This window comes from Arthrobacter terricola, from assembly GCF_004354015.1.
Taxonomy (GTDB): Bacteria; Actinomycetota; Actinomycetes; order Actinomycetales; family Micrococcaceae; genus Arthrobacter; species Arthrobacter terricola.
The window spans coordinates 51613-72702 of record NZ_SMRU01000025.1 but is presented as its reverse complement, the minus strand read 5'-3'; the positions used below and the strand labels follow the sequence as shown (position 1 = coordinate 72702).

General features: G+C 65.8%; 18 protein-coding genes and 1 riboswitch. Of the genes, 6 read left to right on the top strand and 12 right to left on the bottom strand.

From position 1 onward, the window contains the following. Window positions 1-21 precede the first annotated feature (21 nt). Both E1809_RS19185 and E1809_RS19180 read left to right on the top strand, forming a co-directional pair. A complete protein-coding gene (locus E1809_RS19185; protein WP_133205840.1) occupies window positions 22-399 on the top strand; it encodes a VOC family protein in 378 nt (125 codons plus the stop codon). A gap of 88 nt (window positions 400-487) precedes the next feature. Then, window positions 488-1165, top strand: a complete 678-nt coding sequence (locus E1809_RS19180; RefSeq protein WP_133205839.1) for an HAD-IA family hydrolase — start codon at window positions 488-490, stop codon at window positions 1163-1165. 2 nt (window positions 1166-1167) lie between these two features. On the opposite strand, the gene E1809_RS19175 is transcribed toward E1809_RS19180, so the two are convergent. The 6 genes from E1809_RS19175 to E1809_RS19150 form a co-directional block, all read right to left on the bottom strand. Beyond that, window positions 1168-3195 (bottom strand): ArnT family glycosyltransferase, encoded by a 2028-nt coding sequence (locus E1809_RS19175; RefSeq protein WP_133205838.1) that lies wholly within the window; start codon window positions 3193-3195, stop codon window positions 1168-1170. Between the two features lie 6 nt (window positions 3196-3201). Beyond that, entirely contained in the window at window positions 3202-5331 is a 2130-nt protein-coding gene (locus tag E1809_RS19170; RefSeq protein ID WP_133205837.1) for a glycosyltransferase family 39 protein, read from the bottom strand. Further along, window positions 5328-6737: a bifunctional glycosyltransferase family 2/GtrA family protein gene (locus E1809_RS19165; protein WP_133205836.1), complete on the bottom strand. Its 1410-nt coding sequence runs from the start codon at window positions 6735-6737 to the stop codon at window positions 5328-5330. The genes E1809_RS19170 and E1809_RS19165 overlap by 4 nt, the downstream gene beginning before the upstream one ends. A 131-nt stretch (window positions 6738-6868) precedes the next feature. Further along, a complete protein-coding gene (locus E1809_RS19160) occupies window positions 6869-7630 on the bottom strand; it encodes an aggregation-promoting factor C-terminal-like domain-containing protein (RefSeq protein WP_133205835.1) in 762 nt (253 codons plus the stop codon). Window positions 7631-7633: 3 nt separating this feature from the next. Then, window positions 7634-7808, bottom strand: a riboswitch (cyclic di-AMP (ydaO/yuaA leader). Window positions 7809-7972: 164 nt separating this feature from the next. Next, entirely contained in the window at window positions 7973-9448 is a 1476-nt protein-coding gene (locus tag E1809_RS19155; RefSeq protein ID WP_133205834.1) for a HAMP domain-containing sensor histidine kinase, read from the bottom strand. Between the two features lie 12 nt (window positions 9449-9460). Further along, on the bottom strand, window positions 9461-10201 hold the full coding sequence (locus tag E1809_RS19150; protein ID WP_133205833.1) for a response regulator transcription factor: 741 nt from the start codon (window positions 10199-10201) through the stop codon (window positions 9461-9463). A gap of 296 nt (window positions 10202-10497) precedes the next feature. Here E1809_RS19150 and E1809_RS19145 point away from each other — a divergent pair, with 296 nt between their 5' ends. The 3 genes from E1809_RS19145 (at window position 10498) to E1809_RS19135 (ending at window position 13737) form a co-directional block, all read left to right on the top strand. After that, window positions 10498-11463, top strand: a complete 966-nt coding sequence (locus E1809_RS19145) for a hypothetical protein (protein ID WP_133205832.1) — start codon at window positions 10498-10500, stop codon at window positions 11461-11463. A gap of 649 nt (window positions 11464-12112) precedes the next feature. Next, window positions 12113-12982, top strand: a complete 870-nt coding sequence (locus E1809_RS19140; protein ID WP_133205831.1) for a winged helix-turn-helix domain-containing protein — start codon at window positions 12113-12115, stop codon at window positions 12980-12982. A 227-nt stretch (window positions 12983-13209) separates the two neighbouring features. Then, complete coding sequence (locus tag E1809_RS19135) at window positions 13210-13737, top strand: SixA phosphatase family protein (RefSeq protein WP_133205830.1); 528 nt, start codon at window positions 13210-13212, stop codon at window positions 13735-13737. A gap of 1 nt (window position 13738) precedes the next feature. On the opposite strand, the gene E1809_RS19130 is transcribed toward E1809_RS19135, so the two are convergent. Continuing rightward, a complete protein-coding gene (locus E1809_RS19130; RefSeq protein WP_133205829.1) occupies window positions 13739-14692 on the bottom strand; it encodes a LysR family transcriptional regulator in 954 nt (317 codons plus the stop codon). 72 nt (window positions 14693-14764) lie between these two features. Between E1809_RS19130 and E1809_RS19125 the strand changes: the two genes are divergently transcribed. After that, window positions 14765-15727 (top strand): EamA family transporter, encoded by a 963-nt coding sequence (locus E1809_RS19125; RefSeq protein ID WP_205754259.1) that lies wholly within the window; start codon window positions 14765-14767, stop codon window positions 15725-15727. Here E1809_RS19125 and E1809_RS19120 read toward each other — a convergent pair. The 5 genes from E1809_RS19120 to E1809_RS19100 all read right to left on the bottom strand — a co-directional run bounded on the left by E1809_RS19120 (window position 15700) and on the right by E1809_RS19100 (window position 21055). Next, complete coding sequence (locus tag E1809_RS19120) at window positions 15700-16317, bottom strand: hypothetical protein (protein ID WP_235835688.1); 618 nt, start codon at window positions 16315-16317, stop codon at window positions 15700-15702. The two genes, E1809_RS19125 and E1809_RS19120, sit on opposite strands and share 28 nt — an antisense overlap. Window positions 16318-16394: 77 nt before the next feature. Beyond that, entirely contained in the window at window positions 16395-17612 is a 1218-nt protein-coding gene (locus E1809_RS19115) for a multidrug effflux MFS transporter (RefSeq protein WP_133205827.1), read from the bottom strand. 100 nt (window positions 17613-17712) lie between these two features. Beyond that, complete coding sequence (locus tag E1809_RS19110; RefSeq protein ID WP_133205826.1) at window positions 17713-18336, bottom strand: TetR/AcrR family transcriptional regulator; 624 nt, start codon at window positions 18334-18336, stop codon at window positions 17713-17715. Beyond that, a complete protein-coding gene (locus E1809_RS19105; protein ID WP_133205825.1) occupies window positions 18333-20369 on the bottom strand; it encodes a YhgE/Pip family protein in 2037 nt (678 codons plus the stop codon). The genes E1809_RS19110 and E1809_RS19105 overlap by 4 nt, the downstream gene beginning before the upstream one ends. Beyond that, window positions 20366-21055 carry an ABC transporter ATP-binding protein gene (locus E1809_RS19100; RefSeq protein ID WP_133205824.1) on the bottom strand — a complete coding sequence of 230 codons (690 nt, stop codon included), beginning with the start codon at window positions 21053-21055 and terminating at the stop codon, window positions 20366-20368. Before E1809_RS19100 ends, E1809_RS19105 begins: the two co-directional genes overlap by 4 nt. Between the last annotated feature and the right edge of the window lie 35 nt (window positions 21056-21090).

Below are 21090 nucleotides of genomic sequence, written 5' to 3'. Positions count from 1 at the left end.
TCCGCCGATAGCCTGTGGCGCATGGACTGGAAACTTGAACTTGTGTTTGTCCCCGTGTCCGATGTGGACCGCGCCAAGGATTTCTACGTCAACAGGGTGGGCTTCAACGCCGACTACGACGAGCGGCCCATGGACGGCATCCGCTTTGTCCAATTGACTCCGCCCGGCTCGGCTTGCTCCATCTGCATCGGCGAAGGCCTCAACGACGCCCCTCCGGGCACGGCTCCCAGCCTCCAAATGGTGGTATCCAACATCCAGGAGGCCCACGACCAGCTCAAGGCGAACGGCGTGGACGTCAGCGATATCGACGTCCAGGACTGGGGCCACTTCGTGTACTTCGCGGATCCTGACGGCAACAAATGGGCCGTCCAGTACATCCCGCACCGGCCCAACGGCTAGGACTTCCGCCGTAAAAGCCCGGCCGCCGTAAACCCGGGCTGCCCGTAAAATTTGTGCAATGGACCGTCCGTCCGGGCACCATGGATAGATGAGCCTGCCAACTGAAACCGTGAAAACCCTGACCGTTCGCGCTGTCCTGTTCGACATGGACGGCACCTTGGTTGACTCCACCGCGATCGTGGAACAAGTGTGGGGCGAATTTTCGCGGCGGTACGGCCTGGACTTCGAGGAGATCCTGCGGACCTCCCACGGCGTCCAGGCGCGGGACACGGTTCGCCGCTTTGCCCCTGCCGACGCGGACGTTGACGCGTTGACCGAGGAACTTGGCGAAATGGAGCGGACCCGGACGGACGGCATCATCGCGCTGCCCGGAGCGGAGCAGTTGCTGCAGTCCTTGCCGGCCGACGCCGTCGCGATGGTCACGTCCGCCGACCGGGTCCTCGCGGGCTTGCGGATGCACGCTGCCGGCCTTGAATTCCCGGCCACGGCGGTCACGGCCGAAGCCGTGACCCACGGAAAACCGGATCCCGAAGGCTACCTCAAGGCCGCCGCGCTCCTTGGCGTCGAGCCTTCCGAAGTTGTTGTCTTCGAAGACGCGCCGGCTGGAATCGCTTCGGCCAGGGCTGCAGGCATGGCTACCGTGGTGGTCGGCGAAAACGGGGGAGACGCGGCCGAAGGGCTGTGGCAGATCCCCGATTACTCATCGGTTACCGCCACAGCCGCTTTGGACGGCTCGGGCCGCCGGGTCATCGAACTCCGGTTTTAGCGTCACCCGGCGAGCGAGTAGACCGTGGTCCCTCCGATGGTCTGCGCCTGGAAGTTCGCCGCTACCCATTGGGCGATCTGCGCAGGATCGTCCGATCCGCTGCTGCCCTGCATCATTCCTGCCGTGATGAAGTAGTGGATCTTGCCTTGGGCCACGAGCTCCTTGAATTGCGCAAGGGTGGGGGAGGGGTCGGTTCCGTTGAATCCGCCGACAGCCATGACCGGCAGTTCAGTCGCCAATTGGTAGCCTGCCGCGTTGTTGGAACCGACGACGGCGGCCGCCCACGTGTACTTCGACGCGTCGGTTTTCAGTGCGGTCACCAGGTCCGACGACGGCGTGGTGGCCCCGAGCAGTCCACCCATGCCGCCACCTTGCCGGTTCCCGCCAAAGCCGCCTTGGGCTCCCGGCCGTTGGATGGATTGGGGCACGTTGTTCTGGCCATTCTGTCCGAACCGGCCACCGAATCCGCCCGGGCCGAAGCCACCGAAACTGGTCGATGGACCGGCGCTGACGATCGCCCCGCTGTGCGGCACCGAGGCGGTGGCGACCGAGTACGCCAGCGGACCGGCGAGGGAGGCAGCGAGGGCGAGTACCGCCGTCGTACGCGTCAGGAAGCGCGAGGTGAACCGTCCCGGGAGCAGTAGCCCGACGGCGGCCACGAGCGAACCGAGCAGGACGGTCCAACGAAGCCAAGGAACGAACGACGGGGACTGGCCCAGGAGGTCGAAGGCCGTGTACCCGGCAGCCGCAACGGCGATGGCGAGCAGCACCGAGGCGACCGGCTGCCGCCGATGCTGCCACAAAAGCACGCCACCAAGCCCGGCCAGTCCCGCGATCCCCGGAGCCAGCGCTACCGCGTAGTAGGGGTGGATGATGCCGGCCATGAAACTGAACACCAGCCCCGTCACGAGCACCCAGGAACCCCACACAACCACGGAAGCACGAACGGAATCGTTGCGCGGAGCGAACCGCCCCAGCCACAACAATCCTGCGCCGAGAATCAGCACGGACGGCAGCAGCCAGGCGATCTGCCCGCCGAATTCGCTGTTGAACATCCGGAACAGGCCTGGAACGCCCCAGCCGTTTCCGCCGCCCACGCTGCCTGTCTCGTCGCCGCTCAGCCGACCAAGTCCGTTGTAGCCGAGCGTGAGCTCCAGGATCGAATTGTTTTGCGAACCGCCGATGTACGGCCGCATGTTCGCCGGAACGAACTCGACGACGGCGAGCCACCAACCAGCCGAAACCACCATGGCCGCGCCCGCCCCCAACAGGCGAAGGAACCGGCGTCCGATTCCACCAGGCGCGGCCAACAAGTACGCTGCGGCAAATCCCGGAACCACCAGGAGCACCTGGAGTTGCTTCGTGAGGAAGCCGAACCCCAGGAACACGCCCGCCAGCAGGAGCCAGCGCAAGCGCTCCTGTTGGATGGAGCGGAGCGTGGCGTAGCCGGCGGCCGTCATGAGCAGCACCAGCAATGCGTCCGGGTTGTTGAACCGGAACATCAGGGTGGCCACCGGGGTGATCGCCATGACGATTGCTGCGAGCAGTCCGGCCCGGTGCGCGAGCCTCGGATCTCCCGTGGCCGGGGCCGCCGCGCGGCGAACCGCGAGGTACAGCAACCAAGCCGTGGCAACGCCCATCAGGGCCTCGGGAACCAGGATGCTCCAGGCGTTCAGCCCGAAGAGCCGCACGGAAAGGCCCATGATCCACAAGGACGCGGGCGGCTTGTCCACCGTGATGGAATTGGCGGCGTCGGAGGATCCGAAGAACCAGGCGGTCCAGTTCTGCGAACCGGCCTGGGCCGCGGCGGAATAGAACGCGTTGGCCCAGCCGGATGCACCGAGGTTCCACAAGTACAGTACCGCCGTGGCGAGGAGCACCAGGGCCAGCTCAATGCGGTGCCGCAAGGCCTGCGGGAAGGTCCTGATTGCCGCTGCCGGCTTCGGCGCTTCCGGCCGCTCCGCGTTCGACGGCGGAGCGTGCCGTTCCTGCCTGGACCCGAGGTCCGTGGAGTAGTAGTAGCTGGACATAGCGGGCTATTTCGTCAGTTTGTAGACCGTGGAGTTCCCCACCGTCTGCGCTTGGAAGTTGGCCTGGACCCAGGAAGCTACCTCGGAGTTGCCGCCGCGTCCGCCTATGCCGCCGCCCATTCCGCCACCTTCGATGAAGTAGCCGATCTGGCCCTTCGAAACCATGTCCTGGAATTCCGCGAGCGTCGGGTAGGGATCGCCGCCGTTCCAGCCGCCCAGGGCGATGACGTTGGTGTTCGTGGCGAGCTCGAGGCTGGCCGCCTGGGTTGCGCCGGAGACAATCGCCGACCATTTCGTGGTGGTGGATTGCAGCAACGAGGTCAGTGCCGAGTCGGTGGTGCCCTCCGCGCCGGGGCCGCCGAAACCGCCACCGGGGCCGGCTTGGTTCTGCGCCGCCGTTCCGGACGTGTCCGTGCCGTCAGTACGGAAGTCGCGTCCGGCGAACGCCCCGGCTCGGTTGCCGAAACCGCCCATGCCGGCACCGGAAGGGCCCGACGTCGGTATGGAACCGGAGTGCGCGGTAGCCGCCGTCGCGAGCGTCCATGCCGCGGTGCCGAGGCCCCCTGCCAGGAGGGATACGACGACGACTGCCGCGGCAGCCGCGGGACGCAACCGGCCTGCCAGGCGCAGGGAATCGAGCCGGAGCAAGATCGCCGCGGCGGCGATGACCCCGAGGACAACGACGACGATGCGCAGCCAGGGAAGCCACGAGGCGTCGCGGCCAAGGAGCACAGCCGACCAGAGCGAACTGCCGAGCACCACCACGGCCAGGACGATCCTGGCGGGCCAATATGACCGGCCGCGCCACAACTCGACGGCGCCCATGCCAACCAGGGCCGCGATGGCCGGAGCGAGCGCTACTGAATAGTAGGGGTGCACGATTCCGCTCATGAAGCTGAAGATCCCGGCCGTGACCAGGAGCCAGCCGCCCCACAGGAGGAGCGATGCCCGGGTCCGCGAGGTGCGCAGTTCCCGGCGCGTGAACCACAAGCCGGCCACGAGGAGGATCAGTGCGGCAGGAAGCAGCCACGAGACTTCGCCACCGAAGCTGGTGCCGAACATGCGGGCGAGTCCGGCGCTTCCGCCGAATCCGGAGTTGCCGCCGCCAAAGCCGCCACCTCCACCGCCGAAGCCGCCGCCTGCGAATCCGGCACCACTGAAGTCGCCGAGCGTACCGCCGGCCGGGGCTCCTGCACGGCCACCTCCGGGCATGCCTTCGCCCGAGCCCGTGATGCGGGACAAGCCGTTGTAGCCGAACGTGAGTTCAAGGAAGCTGTTGGTGGTGGAACCCGCCATGTAGGGCCGTGCAGATGCCGGCGTCAATTGGAAGAGCGCGACGTAGCTGCCTGCCACGACGACGATGCCGCCCAGCGCTCCGAGCAAGTGGAGCAGCCTCCGGCGCAGCGTAGTGGGCGCGGCCCAAAGATAGGCGAGGCCCAGTCCCGGCACAATCAGGAAGCCCTGCAACATCTTGCTCAGGAACGCGAGACCAACAATCGCGCCGGCCGCAACAAGCCACTTCCAGCCCGCGCGCTCAATGGCACGGGTTGTGAAGTAGGCCGCGAGCACCAAGCACAGGGTGAGCATCGCGTCGGGGTTGTTGAAGCGGAACATGAGGGCGGCAACGGGAGTCAGCGCCAAGGCGCCGCCAGCCAACAGGCCCGCGGCCGGTCCGGACACGCGCTTGATAGTCAGGTAAAGGATCCCGACGGCGGCCACGCCCATGAGTGCCTCGGGAATGAGCATGCTCAATGATGAGAAGCCAAAGATCCGGCCCACGAGACCCGGAATCCAGAAAGCGGCAGGCGGCTTGTCCACGGTGATGGCGTTGCCGGCGTCGAGCGAACCGAACAGGAGCGCCGTCCAGCTCTTCGTGCCAGCCTGGATGGCCGCGGCATAGAAGGAGTTTCCATACCCCGTCGCAGCGAGGTTCCAGAGGTACAAGAAGGCGGTGGCTACGAGGAGGCCGGCGGCCGAGGGGCGCACCCAGCGGGGTTGCTTGCCGAACGCGATCCGTGTCCAGCGGGAACTTCCAGCGCCGGGGTTCGAGGAACCGGTGGAGCGTCGGCCGTGGGTCGATTCGGGTGTCTCCGCAGCGTCGGAACCCGTGCCTGCGGGAGTGATCGTGGAAGTCATGATGCTGCCGTTTCTGTGAGCGTGCTGGCTTCTGTGGTGGATTCTTCAGTAGTCGCGGGCTGGTTTGTGTTCGGTTGCGCTGGGCTGCCCGGTTGCGCTGGGACGTTCGCCGGGAGCCGGAAGACCCACAAACGGAACAAGAGGAACCGTACCGCGGTCGCCACGAGGTTCGCCCCCACGACGGCGAGGAGTTCACCCCAGCGTTCCGGCGTCGTCGTACTGTGCACCCAGGCGAGTGCCCCGGAGGTGAGCGCAAGGCCGATGCCGAAGACGATCAGGCCCTCGAAGTGGTGGCGGACCGGATTGCCGCCCTGGATGCCGAACGTGAAGCGCCGGTTTGCGCCGGTGTTGGCGATGGCCGTGATGAGCAGGGCCAGGAAATTGGCAAACTGCGGGTCAAGGAAAGTGCGGAAGAGCACGAAGATGAGAACGTACGCGAGGGTCGAGGCGGCACCGATAGCGCCGAAGCGGACCAATTGCCCGAAGAGGCTGCTCCGCGGAGTTTGTTCCGCGGTGCGGGACGACGCCGGGAGCGGACCGCGCGCGAGGGCCGCCCGGAGCTCCGGAACCGGGATCCGCCCGGACACGAGGTCCCGTGTGAGCCGGACCATGCCGCGGATGTCCGCCAAGGCGGTCCGCACGACGTCGACGCTCGAGTTGGGATCGTCGATCCAGTCAACCGGCACTTCGTGGACGCGCAGCCCGCACCGTTCGGCGAGGACCAGGAGTTCGGTGTCGAAGAACCACGAGTTGTCCATGGTGTGCGGGAGGATCCGCTGGGCCACATCGGCGCGGATCGCCTTGAAGCCGCACTGCGCGTCGCTGAACCGGGCACCCATGAAGGAGTGCAGCATCAGGTTGTAGCTTCGCGAGATGAATTCGCGCTTCGGCCCGCGGACAACCCGCGAGTTACGCGTCAGCCGCGTGCCGATCGCGAGGTCCGAATGGCCGGAAATCAGGGGCGCCAGGAGCGGCGCGAGAGCTGCGAGGTCGGTGGAAAGATCCACGTCCATATAGGCCAGGACGGGCGACGGCGAAGCGAGCCACACCTTGCGCAAGGCATTGCCGCGCCCCTTTTCCGCCAAGTGGACAACCACGAGCTCCGGCAATTCCCGGGCCACGCGCTCGGCGATCTTCAGGGTGTTGTCCGTGCTGGCGTTGTCCGCCACCGTGATGCGGAAACCATGCGGGAAGGAATCGCGCAAATGGCCGTGGAGCCTTCGCACGCATTCTTCGAGGTCGCGTTCCTCGTTGAAGACCGGGATGGTGACATCGAGGACGGGTACGGCACTGCGGATGTCTACGGGTCCGCGGCGCACGCTGGTCATGGTCCGGTTGTCGGGAAGGCCCGGCGGCACCACCGCGGGGTCCTTATGGGTTCCTGTGGTGGGTTCGATGAGCGTCATGTATCAAGGTTCGCGCGTCCGAATTTGAAGGCTTTAGGCGGAACCTGTGACGCACCTGTGGAAGTCGGGGGATACCCGTTAACCACGTTGAGGTCCATCCCGGGAGGGACGAACCTCAACGCAAAGCCGTTTCAGTACCAGTTGTTGACGAGGTGGAATGCCCACGCCGCGGACGGCGAGCCGTACCGTTCCTTGATGTAATTCAGGCCCCAGCGGATCTGGGTCTGGTAGTTGGTCTGCCAATCGGCGCCCTCCGAAGCCATCTTGTCGCCGGGCAGAGACTGCCCAATGCCGTAAGCGCCGCTCGAAGCGTTGACAGCCGTGGTGCGCCAGTCCGATTCCTTGTTCCACAGGGTGATCAAGGCCGACATTTCGCCCGGGCCCCACCCGTAGGAGGGCAGGATGCTTGCAGCGTAAGCCTGGGCACCTGCGGGATCGTCGACGGCAACCGGAACAGCGGGGGCGGCAGGTGCAGCGGGAGCTGCCGGGGCAGGGGCTGCTGGTGCAGGTGCGGCGGGCGCCGGTGCGGCGGGCGCCGGTGCGGCGGGCGCCGGTGCGGCAGCCGACTTCGACGGAGTGGGAGCCTTGCTCGGCGACGCGGAAGGGCTCGGCTTCGCGCTCGCGGTGGCGCTAGGCGAGGCGCTTGGGCTTGCTGTTGCCGTGGCCGTTTGCGATTCGGCGGTGCGGTTGATGTCCTGGCCACCGAACGCTCCCGCTTGGCTTGCGGCGCCGGCACCGAGGAATACCGCGACAACGCTGGCGACGACGGCCATGCGCTGGCCCGGACCGAGGTTGGCGGCAGCTCGCTTCAGGGTGGAACGTGACTTGTTATTCCGGGCATATTCGCCGCGGTGGCGCGCAACAGAGCGCGACTGATTCCTGGAACCAGACATGGTTGATTGCCTCTCGACGCCTGCGGAGTTAGCTGTCGGATTCGGATGAGGTCATCCGGCCGTGGCCATCGAGAATCGTGGCGCCGCGGCTTCACCCCTAGGGCCGGCTCAACAAGAGCGCTTGCCCGGAGACCTGGGTCCCCCGTCTCTGCCTGCAGTGTTGGAGCGCCGGAGAGGGGCAGAGCTCGGCGCCTGCCCGGCGGTGGCCGTATGTAACCGGCGCACCTATTCGACGGTACAGGAGGTTTCCGCTTAAGTCACATTTAGGTAACGAGAGATCACGACGCCGGTGCGTCGAGTTGCGCGCGACGCGCACCGCCGTCGTACTTTCTTGACGGCACTTCAGGCCATGGCGGTCCTCAGTGCCGGAAGGCGCACCGCGAACTCGGTCCGCCCGGGTCGCGAGACCACTTCCACGGTACCCCCGTGGGCTTGGACGATCGATTCCACAATGGACAGCCCAAGGCCGGACGTGCCCTCGGAACCCGAACGCGCGGCGTCGGCGCGGGCGAAGCGCGAGAAGATCCTGCCGAGGAATTCGGGCGGGATACCGGGTCCGTTATCGGTCACGGTGACCACCGCGCTGCCATCGGCCGAGCGCATCACACCGGTGACAACCGTTGTCCCGGACTCCGTGTGCTTGCGGGCGTTGGAGAGCAAGTTGGCCAGGACCTGGTGCAATTGCGTGGTGTCGCCGCGGACCGTGATGGGCTCGTCGGGCAGCTTCAGTTGCCACACGTGCTCCGGCGCCATGACTTTTTCGTCGCTGACCGTTTCTATCACCAGTTGGGTGAGGTCCACCTCGGTGAATTCCGGGGCCTTTCCTTCATCCAGCCTGGCCAGCAGAAGGAGATCCTCCACCAGCGTGGTCATGCGTTCGGACTGGCTTTGGACGCGGCCCAGTGATTTACGCCCGTCCTCGGTGAAGGTCTCGGTCATCCGCAGCAACTCGGTGTAACCGCGAATGGCCGTGAGTGGCGTGCGCAGTTCGTGCGAAGCGTCGGCCACGAACTGGCGAACTTTCGTCTCGCTTTGCTGGCGCGCCTCCAAAGCATTCGAGACGTTGTCCAGCATGAGGTTCAAAGCGTGGCCAACGCTGCCCACTTCGGTGCCCGGGTGGGCAGCCGACGGCGGAACGCGGACCGCGAGGGCCACCTCACCGGCGTCGAGGGGCAGTTTCGATACCTTCGTGGCGACGTCGGAAAGCTGCTCAAGGGGACGCATGGTGCGCCGGATCAGCACGGTTCCGGCAAGCCCGATCAGCATGAGTCCGGCCAGGGACACGATGACCATGGTCCACACGAGGGAGGCTTCGGTACTTTCCTTCGCCGCGAGGGGCAGGCCCGTGATGCTCACGTCGCCGTACGGCGTCGGGGTGGCCACAAGCCGGTAGCCGCCGTTGGAAAGCGTCCTGTCAACGGGGCGCCCGTTGGCAGGGAGGGCCAGGAGGATCGACGCGTCGCTCGGAGACAAAGCGCTGCGCGACGCGTCCGATGACAGGAACCCCGCACTGCTTACCTGGCCGTCAAGGACCCGGGCATTCAGGGTTCCGATGCTTTGGCCGCGGGCATCCAACGGGTCCGGCCTTCCGGTGGGATCGCCGATAGGCGGACGGCCGTGGGAAGCCTGGGCCAATTGCTCGTCCAGTTGCTTGTTGAGGAACACATCCATGGAGGCGTAGCTGACAATGCCCACGGCGCTGCAGATAGCCACCAGGAGGGCCATGGACACCAGGATGAGCCGGGTGCGCAGGTGCCAGGTCGATGGGTTGAGCCAGCTGTGTTCCGTCTGGCGCGGGATCCCGGAGAGTGCGGACATGCTTCGGCCCGGCTATTCGGCAGGCTTGATGACGTAGCCGGCCCCGCGCACCGTGTGGATCATGGGCGGGTGGTTGGCTTCGATCTTCTTGCGCAGGTAGGAAATGTAGAGCTCCACGATGTTGGCCTGGCCGCCGAAATCGTAGTCCCACACGCGGTCCAGGATCTGGGCCTTGCTGACCACGCGCTTCGGGTTCTCCATGAGGTAGCGCAGGAGTTCGAACTGGGTGGCCGTCAGTTGGATGTCTTCGCCCGCGCGGGTGACTTCGCGTGTATCGACGTTGAGGGTGAGGTCGCCCACCACTAGTTCGGCCGTGTCCATCGCCGCGACGCCCGAGCGCTGGACCAGCCTGTGCAGTCGCAGCAGGACCTCCTCCATGCTGAACGGCTTGGTGACGTAGTCGTCGCCGCCGGCCGCGAGGCCCACAATGCGGTCCTGTACGTCGTCCTTCGCGGTGAGGAACAACGCGGGCACCTCAGGCGCGAAGGCACGGATCCTGCCCAGCAGCTCAACGCCGTCGAACCCTGGAAGCATGACGTCCAGCACCAGCACGTCCGGGCGGAAGTCCTTAGCCAGCTTGACGGCGGCCGGGCCATCACCGGCTATGGCGACCGACCAGCCAGCCATACGCAGGCCCATGCTCATGAGCTCGGAGAGGCTGGGTTCGTCGTCAACCACGAGGGCACGGATGGGGGAGCCGTCCGGGTGGCTGAGCTGGGGAAGGTTGTTGGTCATGGAGTGCGAGGATGCCATGGGACAACTCTCCAATCTGCCGGTTTGCCGGTGCTTTGCCGATGCTGTGAGCATGCTGTGACTCCCAGCCTAGCCACCTGAGTGGCCCACGCACCCCCGCTTCCCCCGAGTTTGTGTACAGCTCGACCCCCTTAAAAGCCCCTTAAAAGCCGTCTTAAGGGGTGCGAGGTGTACACAAACTCGATGGTTTGAGGTCACAGGCGGGCCTGCTGTTCGACACAGCCAGCGCACAGCAAAGGGACAGACGCTGTTGGGGACAAGAACAAACAGCAGCCTTTAATCCGATGGAGAGAACCATGGAAGAGCGCAACAACCCCTCAACACCTGAATACGGGTCCGGAAACCAACCGCCGCAACCTGTGATCCGGCCGCTGGACGATTCCGCTCCGCCTGTTGCCGGCGAGCCTCCTGTAGCCCAATCCGCCGGGTGGGGTGCTCCGCAACAGGGGCAAGCCGCCTCTTGGGCTTCCCCGCAGCCAGACCAGCCCGCGCAGCCCGCCGCCGGTTGGGGCGCTCCGCCGTCGGGACAGCACGCGCAGTACCCTCAGCAACCGGGCCAGCCCGGGCAGCCCGGTCAACTTGGCGGAGGATGGGGCGCTCCGCAGCCGTACTCTGCCGGCGCTCAGGGCCGCCCTTCGTTCTTCAAGAACTGGACGGTGAAGAAGGGGCTGCTGGTAGGAGGCATCGCTGTCGTTGTCGCCGCCGCGGCCGGCGCGGGTGCTTATGCAGCCGGAAACAGCACGACGTCGGACAACAGCACCGCGGCGGGGCCCGGCTCGGGCGGCCAAGCCGGGCTGAACGGCCAGGCTGGCCAGGGTGGCTTCGGCGGAGCAGGCGGTGGCGCGAATATGGGCCCGGGTGGCCTCGGCGTCGGCATGGGCGGGCTGAACGCAGCCATCCATTCCGAGTATGTGGAAGCCCAGAACGGCAATTACGTCACCATGGCCGGGCAGATCGGGACGGTCACCGACATCTCGGCGACTTCCATGACCGTCAAGAGCGAGGACGGATTCACCCGCACCTACGTGCTGGGCTCGGATGTGGTGGTGGCTGAGGGGATGCGCCAGCGGGGGAGCGGATCGGGCAGCGGCAGCACCCTCTCCCTCTCTGACGTGAAGTCCGGCTCGAATGTCCGCGTCACCGCGACGAAGGACACCAACACGTACACCGCCCAGTCCATCCAGATCGTTTCCGCCACTTCCGCGAACGGCTCCAGCGGTTCAGGCAGTTCGAGCGGTTCGAGTTCCGGCACCAGCAATTGATGCCGTCTCCACGTCCTTCCTGACCCTCTTGACCGCGAAAGACGCTGCCAACCCTCCCGCAAGCGCTTTCCAGCGGCAAAGGGGGGCAGGAAGGTACGGCCCTTTAAGCCTGCAAATGGGCTTCTACCAGACGATCAAGTCAAAAAATTCCACGAGACGCCGTTTTCCGATTGGACAAGAGTTGTTTCATATCTCGAGATTCAAGGGCAAGCGCATGACGTGACTTGAGATTCAAAGTATGGCCGCTTGCTCGAATTATCTTCGAATACGACGAGAAAATTGACCATTGTGACGAACGAGAATGGGTCACATTTGGACATCCTTGAATTGTGATTTGCAGCACAATAGTCCGACTTGTCTCAAGATGTGGACGGATAGGCCCTTTGTTACTTGCAAGTTCCCTTTATTACGTTGCACACTTCAAATGTGAACAAGAACTCAACAGCATCTGCAGCCGCAGCGATCGAGCCCAGCGTACCCGCTGGTTTTGCGATGAGCTGTTGTCGAATGCATGCCTAACTTAGGACCCCAAGAAGTTTCAGGCATTCGCCCCCTGCCCAGCGTCGGGCGCCCCTCCCCAAATCATTGCGGGGACACCACCAGCATTCGAAGCCGCGATGACGGCCATTCACCTTGAGGTAAGCAATCCATGTCAGTTGCATCAGGATACGTCCACATCTCCGTCCGTAACGCCAATAAAGCGGCGTCGAACGCGGGCCTCCGCCCCGGCTTCGGCAACCGTCCGGCCTACGCCCAGCCCGCCCCCCAAGGCGCCGGCCAGGCTCCCGGATACGTGCCCCAGGGCTACAACCCCAACTCCTACGGACAGCTCCGGGCCGTCGCGCCCGCCGAGGCGTCACCGATGACCGCGCCCACCCCCGTCCTGCCTCCCGCGGACCGCGCCATCCGCCCGGTAGCCAACGACACCGTTGCGCGGGGATTCGTGCTCTACATGGGCATTGACGAGGACACGGCCGCAGCAGCTGGAACCTCCATTGCCAAGCTTGCCCAGGAAATCCGCGCCTACGCGCAGTCCCTGGTTTCCGGTGCCGAAAGCTACGCCGCCGTCGCAGTAGCCCCGGCCAACGCCCCCGGTTCCGCCCTCGACGTCGTCCGTTCCACCTTCGGCGACCCCACCGTCGGCAACCGCCAGCGCTCCGAGGCGCTCCGCCCGCAGCCGGCCCAGGAAGCCCGCCCGTCAGGCGTCCTCATCGACCTCGCCCGCCGCGAAGTGCACCTCGACGGCGAATCCCTGAACCTCACCTTCAAGGAATTCGAGCTCCTCAACTACCTCGTGGAAAACGGCACGCGCACCGTGGGCCGCGATGAACTCCTCGAAGGCCTGTGGCGCAACGCCGAAGAGGTCCCCAACGAGCGCACCATCGACGTCCACATCCGGCGCCTCCGCTCCAAGCTCGGCCGCCTCGCGAACACCGTCCGCACTGTGCGCGGCCAAGGCTACCGATTCTACGAGCACCCGGAGGTCATCGTCTGGGCCGCTCCGGAATACTCGATCTAGTTTCACGCGTCGAAGGCGCCCGTTCCCGTTACCTTGGGGGCGGGCGCTTTCGCTTCCGCGGAACATCCCTCGGCGCCTGCGCTCGTCCCTCACGCAACAACGGCGCTGTCGGGATATTCCGCTCACGCTACAGCGCCCTTCCAGTAGGGCCGGCGCTTTCGGGATGTGCCGCCTTTTGGCTTACCTGGTTCAGTGAGCATGTGCCTCCGCGGCTATAGGGTGGGGGCATGAGTGAGCATCACATCAAGCGGCTGGTCATTATGCGGCACGCGAAGTCGGATTGGCCCGTGGGGGTGCCGGACCACGAGCGGCCACTCGCGGAACGCGGCCACAAGGAAGCACCCCTCGCCGGGAAGTGGCTCCTGAAGCACCACGTGGTTCCGGACTTCATCCTGTGCTCGTCGGCGTTGAGGACGCGGCAGACCTGCACGTGGGTGTGCAGCGAGCTGGGTGACAAGGCCCCGACGCCGAAACTCGAGGACGATTTGTACGCCGCCTCGGCGCTTCGCATGCTTTCCGTCATCAACCACGTGCCCGAGACAGTCACGACGCTCATGATCTTCTCGCATATGCCGGGCGTCCAGGACCTCGCGATGCACCTCGCTTCGCGCGATTCGGACCATGACGCCTATATGGACGCCGCCACCCGCTACCCGACAAGCGCCATGACTGTCATGGAACTAGAGAAGCCGTGGGCCGAACTGGACGGGCAGGATGCCCGCCTCACCCACTTCGCCGTTCCCCGTCACAAATAATTCACGCATCGAGGCCCGCAGCCACTTCCCGGAGCAGCCGGACCACGTGGCGGATGCTGGGGCTCGCCGTCATCGTCTTGCGATAGACGATCCCCACCTGCCGCTGCTGCATCGGGTTGACCACCGGTACCGCCACCACGCCGGCGGGGAGCTCGGGCCGCCCGAGCCTGGGAACGAGCGCCACCGCGACGCCCATCTGGACCATTGCGATGTGGGTCGAAAAATCGGGATCGTAGATGCGGATGTCCGGTACGCGGCCCAGGCCGGCGAGGATCGCCAGCAAGGCCTCGTTGCAGATAGCGCCAGCCGGGGTGCTGATCCAGCTTTCGTCCACGAGGTCGGAAGGTTCGACGGCGGTCCGGCCGGCCAGGGGGTGGTCGGCGTTCAGGAGGACGTCGGCGGTGTCCATGCAGAGGTCCTCGTGCACCATGTTCTCGGGGATCACCAGGGGTACCGAGTGCCAGTTATGGACCACGCCGAGATCGGATTCGCCGCTTGCTACCGCCTGCACGGCTTCGCGCGGGTCCTCGGCCACCACGCGGATCTCGAGCCCCGGGCCGTCGCCTCCCCGGCGCGGGCCGTCGCCTCCGCGGCCTGAGGGCGAAGACGCCGCGACCCTGGCGAGCATCGGCCCCACGAGTCCCCGGCATGCCGTGGAGAACGCCACGAGCCGTAGCACCCCGCTTGGCTTCGCCGGATCGGCCAGCAACGTCGACTGCAGTTCCTCGAGCTCACCCAGGATGCGCCGCCCGTATTCGGCCAACGCCATGCCGCGGTCCGTCAGGAGGACGCCGCGGCCGTGGCGTTCGAGTACCGTGACTCCGCTTTGCTTCTCGAGCTTCTTGATTTGTTGGGAGACGGCGGAAGGGCTGAAACCCATGGCCTCCGACGCCGCCACCACCGAGCCTTGCTGTTCCACCGCCACAAGGGCGCGCAGTGCCGCGATTTCAATCATGAAGCAAACGTACATGGTTTGCTGCAGAATTCAACGCTGGAGCTTCATCCGGTTTGCTGCGACAGTGGAATGGTGAACATCCGCCATTCCGCGCTCGCCGCCCTCGTCGCCGTCCTGTGGGGCTTGAACTTCGTAGCCATCGATTTCGGCCTGCACCCCGGTCAAGGCCCCGACGGCCAAGCACCCCAGGTCCCGCCCCTGCTCTTCGTCGCCATCCGCTTCGTGCTTGTGGTTTTCCCCGCCATCTTCTTCGTCCGCAAGCCGGACGTCGGCTGGAAGGTAATTGTCGGCGTCGGGCTCTTCATGAGCGCCGGGCAGTTCGGCTTGCTGTACCTCGGCATGGCGCTTGGCATGCCGGCCGGGCTCGCCTCGCTAGTGCTCCAGGCGCAAGTGCTCCTCACCGTGCTGCTCGCGGCGCGATTCCTCGGGGAGCGGCCCAGCAAGCGCCAACTCACGGGAGTGGTGCTGGGCGTTGCCGGTCTCGCCCTTGTGGCCGTGGGACGCAGCCTGGTCGCGCCGGTGGTGCCGCTCATGATTGTGCTTGCTGCGGCCTTGTCCTGGGCCGTGGGCAACGTCATCGTCCGCAAGGCGAAAGCGGCTTCCGGCCTGGGGCTCGTGGTCTGGTCGGGCGCTGTGGTCCCCATTCCGCTGGCCGGCTTGTCGCTCATCGTCGACGGGCCAGCCGCCGTCGTGGGAACCCTCTCGAACCTGCAGCCGGCCACCATCCTGAGCGCGCTTTACACGGCGGTATTCGCCTCGCTTATCGGTTACGGCATCTGGAACCGGCTGCTGAGCCTCTACCCCAGCTCCGCGGTGGTGCCCTTCACGCTGTTGGTCCCGGTAGTCGGGATGACCGCGGCGTGGCTGCTTATCTCGGAGGTCCCGACGACGGCGGAACTGGCGGGCGGGCTGCTCCTGCTGGGCGGCGTCGCAACCGCGGTGTTGCAGCGGCGCGCTGTCCCGCCCGCGCCGGCATCGGGGAAAGAGGCGCCGAAGAAAGCGAAAGATCAGCGCTTGGGCGCGGCCTTGCGCTGACTGGACGGCGATCCCGACGTCGGACGCTTGGCTGCGGGGGCGGGTTTCCGCTGGGTGGGGCGTTGGACGGTTGCCTGATTGGCCCGGGGGACCGGGCGTTGGACAGTGCGGGGCGCGTTCGACGCCGGTCGCTGGCCCCCGCGGGCGGCCGGACGAGCGGCAGGGCGGGAGGCCGGCGTCGGGCGCTTCTTGGCGACAGCCCGGCGGGACGGCCAGACTGCGCCAAGGAACAGCACCAGCAATGCACTGCAGCCCGCCACCACGGCGAGGTAGAAGTAGATGTCCGAATCCTTGGTGCTCACCGCACTGCCCATGGAATTCTCGTCCTGGTTGAACGCGAGGCCCCACATGCGCAGGAACGCGATTCCGAAGGCTACGAACAGGGTAGACGCGACGGCGCCGAGCACCATCATGAGGTAGCGGCGGCGAACGAAGACTTCGGCGATGCACGCCAAGTAGCCGATCGCCAAGACGGCCAGTAACATGTACATCACGGATTCTTCAAGCGTGATGGCCAACAGGACCAACAGGCCGGCGGACACTACGGCAGCGATGATCGCGAGCTTTCCACTGTTCCCCATCTGACGCATGGGACTAATCATTCCCGACCGGACGGTGTCGCCACGCCAGGAGGCACCGCAGTTGCCATACCGTTACCGCATCGGCGTCAGCGCCGGCTCCGGCGTCGCACCACCAAGGTCAAGCAAACGGCCGCGGCGGCAGTCGAAACGAAGGCGACGATGCCGAATGGAACAGGGTTTTCCGCACCGGCAATGCCAACCAACGGCGCCGCGATGCCGCCGAAAGCGAAGCGGGCAAGTCCGAGGAGCGAGGAGGCGGTTCCGGCGATGTCCGGGTAGCCCTTCAGTGCGAGGGAGGTGGCAGGAGGACTGGTGACGGCCGCGCCGCTGACCATGGTGAACAGGGAAATGATGATCGCGATCAAGGGCAGGTGCAGGAGCGCAGTGGCCAGCAGTCCGAGGGCTCCGCACACGGTGAGGGCCAGGCCGGCGGTGAGGGTTCGGCGTTCGGACCAGGCTTCGGTCAAACGTCCGGAAATGAAACCGAAGGTCATGAAGCCCAAGGAATTAAGGCCGAAGGCGAACGAATATTGCTGCGGGGTGAGGCCGTACATGCCCTGGAGGATGTAGGTAGCTCCGCTGAGGTAGGCGAAGATCGCGGAGTAGGTGAATCCCGTGATGAGGACCGCGCCGACGAACACGCGGTCACCAACCAGTCGGCGGAAGTCGCGGAGCGTATGGACCAGGCCGCCGGTGGCGCGGCGTTCCTGTGGCAAGGTCTCGCGGAAAATCACCAGGCAAGCCACGAGGATGGCCACGCCGACGGCGGCAAGGAACAGGAACACTCCGCGCCAGTCCGTCACCGCGGCCAATTGGCCGCCGATCACGGGACCCACGATCGCGGCCAATCCGCCCAGCACGGTCAAGTGGCCGTAGTAGCGCAACAGCTTGCCGCCCGAATACACGTCGCGGCCCGCTGCCTGGGCGATCACGATGCCCACTGCGCCCGCCAACCCTTGGACAAACCTCGCGGCGATCAGTGCTTCGATCGAGGGGCTGATGGCGCACAAAACCGACATGGCCGTGTACGCCAGGACCCCGATGAGCAGCGGCAACCGCCGGCCGAAGCGGTCCGAGAGCGGGCCCGCGATCAATTGGCCGATTGCGAGCCCAAGCAGGCAAGCTGTGATGGTCAACTGGGCGGACGACGTCGCACTCTTGAGTTCCGCCGTCAACGCCGGAAGGACCGGCAAATACAGGTCCATGGAAATGGGCCCGAAAATCGTCAGGAGGCCAAGGACAACCGCCAGCGGGCGGCCGACCGTCCTTTCCTTCGCGGGCGACGTCGTGCTGACGGCAGTCATGGGGTCTCCTTCGGGAGGGGTGTGGGTTCACCTCCAATGAGAACCCGGCGGGCCTTCCGCAGCGAGGGCCCTGCTTATCCGGGTACTGCCGGTACCTCCTTCATCGCACTACGTAACCGCGCATGATGGTCATGATGGCCGCGACGCCTTGTTCGCGGCTGCGTTCCGGGTTGTACGTCTGGCGGTCCAGGCCCACCACGAAAATCGCTCCGAACATCGCGGCTTCGAGGCTGCCGCGCGAAATCCCGGCGTCCACGGGGTACGCGGCCGCCACCTTCCCGATCGCCGCGCCGATCACGCCCAACAGCTCGCTGCGGAGTTCCACGAACAGGGTTCCCCACTCGCTGGGAGTCCGCCAGTTCTCGCTGACCCAAAGGCGCGCGAAGGAAGGGTAGTCGTCCATGAATTCCATGGCCTGGCCGAGCATCGCTTCCATGGCCTCGAGCGGATCCTCGTGCAACCCCTCGATGGTCCGCAGGCGGTCCAGCATGATGTCGACGCCGTGCCGCAGCAATTGGGCGATGAGATCGGACTTGCTGCCGAAGTTGTAATAGACCGTGCCTTTGGAGACCCCGGCGGCGGCCGCGATCTCGTCCACCGTGACGCCGCTTGCGCCGCGCACGCCGATGAGCTCCATGGAGGCCTCGAAGAGCCGTTGCTTGGTGGCGTTCGTCCGGGCCGGGCGCAGCTTCTTTTCGGTGAGTCCGGGGTCGTTCATGCTCATACCGCGATCTCCGGCTTCAGGGTCTTGAGGGTCCAGAACTTGTTCTTGCGGACGGCCAGCGTGGAAAGCGCCGCCCCCAGCACAGTGTAGCCAAGCAGGCCCAGGACAGTCGGCCAGATCATCGACAGCTCGCCGCCGTAGATCAAGTGACGCATGCCGGTGACCACATATCCCATGGGCATGATTTGGTGGACCACATGCAAGGGCATCGGGGTGGTCTGCCAGGGGAACGTGCCGCCGGAGGAAACCAGTTGCAAGACCAGCAGGATCAGAACAACGAACTTACCGGGAGTCCCCAGCAGGGCCACGATTCCTTGGATGAGGGCCGTGAACGCCATGGCGGCCGCGAGCATGAACAGCCACATGGCCACGGGGTGCGCCGGGTGGAGGCCCAGGCCGAGGTTCACCACCAGGGTAAGCACGCTGGCCTGCAGCACGGACACCGCGAAGAACGGGAGCCAGCCGCCCACCGCGATCTTCCACGACGGCGCATTTGATGCCAAAGCCCGCTGCGTGATGGGGCGCATGGCCTGGACCAGCATGAACACGCCGATCCAGAGGGCAAGCGTCAGGAAGAACGGTGCCAGGCCCGCGCCGTAGGATCCCGCCTTGGCTTGCGAAACGTTGTTGACGGCCACGGGATCGGCCATCACTTTCGAGACGGAGCTCTTTTGGGCACCGTTCGGGTTGGGGACCTGGCCGGCGCCCTTGGCGAGTTCACTCGCCAGCGTGCGCGATCCGTCCGCGGCACTCGACGCGCCGCTCGCTAGCTGCGCCGCGCCGTCGTCGAGTTTTGCCGCTCCGTCCGCGAGGGCAGCGGTGCCGTTCACTGCGGACTGTTCGCCCGCCGCCAACGCCGAAGCGCCCGAACTGAGCTGATCCGCCCCGGCCGACGCCTGGCCGATGGCGCCCGTGAGCGTTGGCGTGGCCGCCGCGAGTTTCGCGGCACCGGCACTCACCGCGGCCGACCCATCGGAAAGCTGCTGGACCTGGGCGGCATCCGAAGCGATCTTCGACTTCGCGTCAGTGACCGCGCTGGACGCCGCGGCGGAATCGAAGTCGGCCAGGATCTTATTGGCCTGGTCCTGGGTGATGATCCCGCCTGAGACGAGACGCGCCATCGAGGCTGCCACGCGGTCGCGGGCACCGGCGTCGAGCGCTGAAAGCTGCCCGACGACGTCCTGGACTTTCGTGTTCAGCTGGGCGTTTCCGGCGGCTACTTGAGCTGCGCCGTCGGCGAGCTTCTGGGTGTCCGACGGCAGCGAAGCGGTCTTGCCCTTCAGCTCGGCGAGTCCCGCGCTGAGTTGCCCGGCACCGCTGTTCAGCTGGGTGGCGCCGTCACGGAGTTTGCCTTGGCCCGAGAGAAGGTCGTTGGCGCCGCTGCTGAGCTTGGCGGTGCCATCGTGGAGGGTGGCTGCGCCGTCGCCGAGTTTCCCGACGCCGTCAGCCAACTGCGCCGCGCCGTCAGAGGCTTTGACGATCGAAGCGTGGATGGTGCCAAAGCCCGTGAGGAGCTGGTTGGCGGTTTCCTCGCCAACCTCCTTGGCTACGGTGGAGTGAACGGCCGTGGTGAGCTTGTCCACGATGGTGCTCAGGAGGTAGTTGTTGGCGTCGTTCGTAGTGACGTTGAGCATTGCCTGGTTGGCGGCGTCGAAGCTTCCCGGGGAAACGAGGTTCGCGGAGAAATCCTTCGGGATCTTCAAGGCAAAGGCGTACTTGCCCGATTCCACGCCTGCGTCCGCTTCGGCCGTGGTGGCTACCCGCTGCCAATTGAAGACATGGGCTTCCACCAGGCTGTCGGCCACCTTCTTGCCTGCCTGCAGTTCGGGTCCGTTGGCCGGCTGGGCTCCCGTGTCCTCGACCACCAATGCGGCGTCGATCTGGTTGAGGTTGCCGTAAGGATCCCAGTTCGCGTACAGGTACACGGCGCCATACAGCAAAGGGACCATCGTCAGGGCGATGATGGTCAGCTTCGGCAGGAGGCCGCCGGTCATGCGCTTGAGTTCGGAGCGGGCCAGCCGCAGAACGGTCACTTTACGGTCCTTTGCAGGGTTTCGGAGAGGTCTTCTGTGCTGGGTTCAGCAGGTTCGTCGCGTTCCGCCGCATTGCCGATCTCGGCGTACGGGCCGTCCCATCCGTCCGGGAGGGACGAAACCACCGCGACGACGGCGAGCGGCCGCCCGGCGTCGTACGCCAACTGCTCAAGCCGCGGGAGCCAGTCCGCAGGTTCCGCGCTGTGACGATCCGGTGAATCGAGCACCAGGAGGTCGAGGGAGGGATCCGCGAGGGCCAGCGTGGTCAACAGCTCGAGCCGACGGCGGGCGGGAAGCTGCTCGACCCACAAGCCGGCGATGTCTTCGAAGCGGTTGACCTTGAGCCAGGGCGTGCTGAGGAGGGCTCCGCGGTAGCGGCGGGGGATGAGCGCGAGGTCTTCGGTGACCAGGTCCCGGACGCTCAGGTGCTGTTCTGGCTCGTTGACGCCCGGAGAGTCGACCAAGGCGCTCGCGGATCGGACCTTCTTGGTCTTGGCGGAATCATCCCAGCTCACCGTGCCGTTGCTCGGTTTCATCCGGCCGCTGAGGGCCAACGCTAGGGCCGTGCGCTGGTCCTGGCCGTCACCGGTAACGAGGAGGAGCTCTCCCCGTTTGGTTTGCAAGGAAGTGGGAGGGAGGAGCGGGTCCCGGCGGCCGTTGATCTGGAGTTGCTGTGCGGACAGCACAATTGGACCTTTCGCAGAACTGTTGTCTGCTCCAA